Raw genomic sequence first — 4,848 nt, 5'->3', positions numbered from 1 at the left:
CCCGCCGCCCCCACGGCGACGCCGGCCGCCCCGGCACCGAAGAGGCCGAGCAGGTGGCGGCGGCTGACGCCGGAGGCGGGCTGCTCGGTCATCAGGCGTCGGGCTCGGTCACGCCGAGCACCGTGTGGGTGAGCTGCGAGAGCGGCTCGGCGAGCGCGTTCACCTGGTCGGAGAGGGTCTTCTTGTCGGTGTCGGTGAGCTCGGCGTAGTCGACGAAGCCGGCGTCGAGCGAGCCGTACACGGCGAGCGCGGCCTCGAGCGCGGCGAACTGCTCGTCGATGTCGGCGGCGAGCGCCTCGCCGTCGTCGCCCTTCGACTCGGCGAGCGCGCGCACCGCGCCGAACGCGACGCCGGCGCCCTGGACGTTCGCGGCGAAGTCCGAGAGGTCGGTGCCCGACCACCAGTCCTCCTCGCCCGTGATCTTGCCTGCGGCGACCTCGTCGAGCAGCGCGATGGCGCCGTTCGAGATGGCGTCGAGCGAGACGTCGAAGTCCTCGGCCGTCACGAGGTCGTGCAGCTGGTTGACGTCGGCGACGAGCGCGTCGGCGAACTCCTGGCGCTGCTCGGGCGTCGACGGCGCCCAGTTCGCGAGCGCGTCCTGGCCGTCGGAGTTGAGGTCGCCGGCGGCCGGCGGCCAGAGGTCCTTCTCGATGCGGTGGAAGCCGGTCCAGTCGAGGCCGTCGGCCACGGCGTCGACCTCCCGGAAGTCGATCTTCGGGTCGAGGTCGCCGAACGCCTCGGCCGTGGGCTCGATGCGCTCGTAGGGCACGCGGGTCGCGGCGAACAGCGACCGCGCCGTCTCGTCGTCGCCCGCGGCGTAGGCGGCGGCGAACGCCTGCACGGCCGGCACCAGCTCGGCCGCCTGCGAGCGCACGTAGGCGAGGTACTCGGTCACGGCCTGGTCGGCGAGCGCCTGGTCGTCGGCCGACACTGCGGATGCCTCGCCGGTGACGGTGAACTCGGCGAGCCCGACCGGCGCCCCGACCTGCTGGAACTTGCACGCCGTGTAGTAGGTGCCCGGTGCGAGCTGGGCGACGAACTCGATCTCCTGGCCCGGAGTGACGTTCTCCTTCTCGCCGACGATGCGCAGCTGGTCGTCGGCGAGGATCTCGAACTCGTTCACGTCGCTGCCCGTGTTCTCGAGGCTGAACGTGACGGCGCCGGCGGGCGCGGTGGCGGCGGCCACGGCGCATCCGTCATCGGTGATCGCGACCGGGATCGACTGGGCGAGGTCGGACTTGGCGACGCAGCCGGTGAGGGCCAGCGCCAGTGCGGTCGCGGCAGCGGATGCCGCGAGGGCACGTCGGTTCATCGGGGATCCAATCGGAGGGGGTCGAGGGGTGAGGGAGGGCAGCGGGAGTCAGTGGGCGGGGGCGGGCGCGGCGGCGCCCGGAGCGGGCACCGCCGGGGCGGCCTGTGCGGAAGCCGACGGCGCGGGCGCTGGCGTCGGCGCCGCGGCATCCGACCCCACCGGCTTCGGGGCACTGCGACGACGCAGCAGCCGCAGGTAGAGCGACATCGTCACGGCGACGTAGGCCACCCAGCCGATGACCTGCGCCCAGGTCGGCTCGGGCGTGAAGTTGAAGATGCCGCTGAGCACGGCGTGCAGCCAGCCGCCGGGCGGGATCACCGCGGCGAGGCTGTAGGCGGTCACGCCCCCGCCCGGGATGACCGAGGCCTCCTGCAGGTCGCCGATCGCGTATGACAGCACGCCCGCGGCGACGAGGATGAGGAACACGCCCGTCCACGTGAAGAACTTCCCGAGGTTGATGCGCACGAGGCCCTTCGAGATGCCCCACGAGATGACGACGGCGGTGAGGATGCCGAGCACGGCGCCGATCGTGCCCAGCACGGGGTCGTTGCCGCCGGCGACACTGGCCCAGACGAAGAGGGCCGTCTCGACGCCCTCGCGGCCGACGCTGACGGCGCCGAGCACGACGATCGCGATCCACGACCCGGTGAGCGCCGTGTCGACGCGTCCACGCAATTCGGAGGAGAGAGTGCGGCCGTGCGTGCCCATCCAGAAGATCATCCAGGTGACCATCGCGACGGCGAGGAGCGAGAGCGTGCCGCCGAGGATCTCCTGCGCCTGGAACGTCATCGCGTACGGGCCCCACGTGAGCAGGGCGCCGACGCCGAGCGAGATCGCCACCGCGATGCCGATGCCCGCCCAGAGCTTGCCGAGCAGGTCGCGGCGGCCGAGCTTGCCGAGGTAGGCGACGAGGATGCCGACGATGAGTCCTGCCTCGAGGCCCTCGCGGAGGCCGATCAGGTAGTTGGCGAGCACGCGCGTCTCCCGGCTAGGAACGAGTGGATTGAGCTAAGGCTAACCTAAGCAGGCATCCGTGACGAAACGGATGCTCATCTCCGACGCACGACGTCACGACCGCCTCGAACGTCGACGGCCCATGGGCGTAGCGTGGACATCGTGCTGACCCCGCCGAAGACCGAGAAGCGTCCGATCCAGCGCGAGCACCACGGCGACGTGGTGGTCGACGAGTACGAGTGGCTGCGGGCGAAGGACGATCCGGCGGTGCTGGCCCATCTCCACGAGGAGAACGCCTACACGAAGGCGAAGACCGAGCATCTCGCGATCCTGCAGGAGCTCATCTTCGAGGAGATCAAGGACCGCACGAAGGAGACCGACCTCAGCGTGCCGAGCCGCGAGGGCGACTGGTGGTACTACACCCGCACCGTCGAGGGGCAGCAGTACGGCATCCACTGCCGGGCGCCGATCACGGGTCCCGACGACTGGGAGCCGCCGGTGCTGCCCGAGCTCACGGGCGATGAGCTGCCGGATGCCGCGGACGAGTCGATCCCGGGCGAGCAGGTGCTGCTCGACGACAACCTCGAGGCCGAGGGCCACGACTTCTACTCGCTCGGCAGCTTCGACGTGACCGCCGACGGCGCCACCATGCTCTACGCCACCGACATCGACGGCGACGAGCGGTACACGATCCGCCTCAAGGCGATCGACGGCACCGACCGGGCCTACACCGACGTCATCGAGGGCACGGCGGCCGGGGCCGTGTTCGATCCGTCGGGCCGCTACCTCTTCTATGCCACGGTCGACGAGTCCTGGCGCCCCGACACGGTCTGGCGCCACGAGGTCGGCACCGCGGCATCCGACGACGTCTCGGTCTTCCACGAGCCCGACGAGCGGTTCTGGCTGGGGGTCGGCCTCACGCGCAGCCGCAAGTACCTCATGATCGAGGCGGGCTCGAACGTCACCGGTGAGACATGGTTGCTCGACACGGCCGATCCCTCCGGCGAGTTCACCGTGGTGTGGCCCCGCAAGGACGGCGTCGAGTACGACGTCGAGCACGTCGTCGCCGGCGGCGTCGACCGGCTCCTCATCGTGCACAACGACGACGCCGTGAACTTCGAGCTCGTGAGCGTCGCAGCCTCAGACCCGCAGGGACCGCGACGGATGCTGCTGCCGCACGATCCCGCCGTGCGCCTCGAGGGCGTCGACGCCTTCCGCGACTTCGTGGCCGTCGAGTACCGGCGCGAGGGGCTGCCGCGCGTGGCCGTCGCGAAGGTGCCGCCGGCCGGCCTCCCCGCGGATGCCACCCCCGACGACACCCTGCACGAGTTGCCGTTCGACGAGGCGCTGTTCTCCGTGGGCGTCGGCTCGAACCCCGCGTGGGAGCAGCCGACCCTGCGCATCGGGTTCTCGAGCTTCGTCACCCCGTCGACCGTGTACGACGTGGTGATCGCCACGGGCGAGCGGCGGCTGCGCAAGCGCCAGGTCGTGCTCGGCGACTACGACGCGACGCGGTACGCGCAGCGACGGGAATGGGCGGTCGCGGCCGACGGCACGCGCATCCCGATCTCGCTCGTGTACCGGCACGACCTCGTCGACCTCGGCACGCCGGCCCCGACGCTGCTGTACGGCTACGGGTCGTACGAGCATTCGATCGACCCGGGGTTCGGCATCCCCCGGCTCTCGCTGCTCGACCGCGGCATGATCTTCGCGGTCGCGCACGTGCGCGGCGGCGGCGAGATGGGGCGGCTCTGGTACGAGCACGGCAAGAAGCTCGAGAAGCGCAACACGTTCACCGACTTCGTCGCCGCGGCCAGGCACCTCATCGACGAGGACATCACCGCGCCCGACCGGCTCGTCGCCCAGGGCGGCAGCGCCGGCGGCCTGCTCATGGGCGCGGTCGCGAACATGGGGCCGCGCTACTTCTCGGGGATCCTCGCCGAGGTGCCGTTCGTCGACCCGCTGACGTCGATCCTCGACCCGTCGCTGCCGCTCACGGTCATCGAGTGGGACGAGTGGGGCAACCCGCTCGACGACGCCGAGGTGTACCACTACATGAAGTCGTACTCGCCGTACGAGAACGTGCACGTCAACCACTACCCGCCGATCCTCGCGGTGACCTCGTTGAACGACACCCGCGTGCTGTACGTGGAGCCTGCGAAGTGGGTGGCGCGCCTGCGCGACGCCGGCGCCGACCCGCTGCTGAAGATCGAGATGGCGGCCGGGCACGGCGGTGTCTCCGGGCGGTACTCGGCGTGGCGCGAGCGGGCCTTCGCGTACGCGTGGGTGATCGACCGGGCGAACGCGCACCCCTCGGGCGAGTAGGCACCACGGTGCATGCGAACGCAGGCATTCCGCGCTGAGCGAGCAGCGATTCCGCTTGTCGGCGGCCTCTGCCAGAGTGGCGGAATGTCGATCCTCTCCGAACTGAGTGAGCGCGTTCCCGGCCGGGCGCATGGCCCCGGCACCACCGAGTACGACGCCGGCGCCGCGGTCTTCGCGGGCGTCGGCGAACCCCAGGTCGTCGTTCGCCCGCGCACGGCCGACGAGGTCGCTGCGGCCGTCGGCCTCGCCGCGGCATC

3 protein-coding genes are annotated in these 4,848 nt (G+C 71.2%); 1 reads left to right on the top strand and 2 read right to left on the bottom strand.

Annotated features, from left to right (window positions below):
* Positions 1 to 91: 91 nt before the first annotated feature.
* Both efeO and efeU read right to left on the bottom strand, forming a co-directional pair.
* A complete protein-coding gene (gene efeO / locus GH736_RS17300; protein ID WP_159605549.1) occupies positions 92 to 1,312 on the bottom strand; it encodes an iron uptake system protein EfeO in 1,221 nt (406 codons plus the stop codon).
* Between the two features lie 48 nt (positions 1,313 to 1,360).
* Positions 1,361 to 2,287 carry an iron uptake transporter permease EfeU gene (efeU, locus tag GH736_RS17295; protein WP_159605547.1) on the bottom strand — a complete coding sequence of 309 codons (927 nt, stop codon included), beginning with the start codon at positions 2,285 to 2,287 and terminating at the stop codon, positions 1,361 to 1,363.
* Between the two features lie 141 nt (positions 2,288 to 2,428).
* Here efeU and GH736_RS17290 point away from each other — a divergent pair, with 141 nt between their 5' ends.
* Entirely contained in the window at positions 2,429 to 4,591 is a 2,163-nt protein-coding gene (locus GH736_RS17290) for a S9 family peptidase (RefSeq protein ID WP_159605545.1), read from the top strand.
* Positions 4,592 to 4,848: the final 257 nt, after the last annotated feature.

Source organism: Agromyces humi, assembly GCF_009720255.1.
GTDB lineage: Bacteria > Actinomycetota > Actinomycetes > Actinomycetales > Microbacteriaceae > Agromyces > Agromyces humi.
The sequence above is the reverse complement of the archived record's forward strand: the minus strand, read 5'-3'. Positions and strand labels throughout refer to the sequence as shown.

Bases quoted from the DNA above. Each gene is read 5' to 3' on its own strand.
- efeO (WP_159605549.1), bottom strand. From the start codon at position 1,312: ATGAACCGACGTGCCCTCGCGGCATCCGCTGCCGCGACCGCACTGGCG.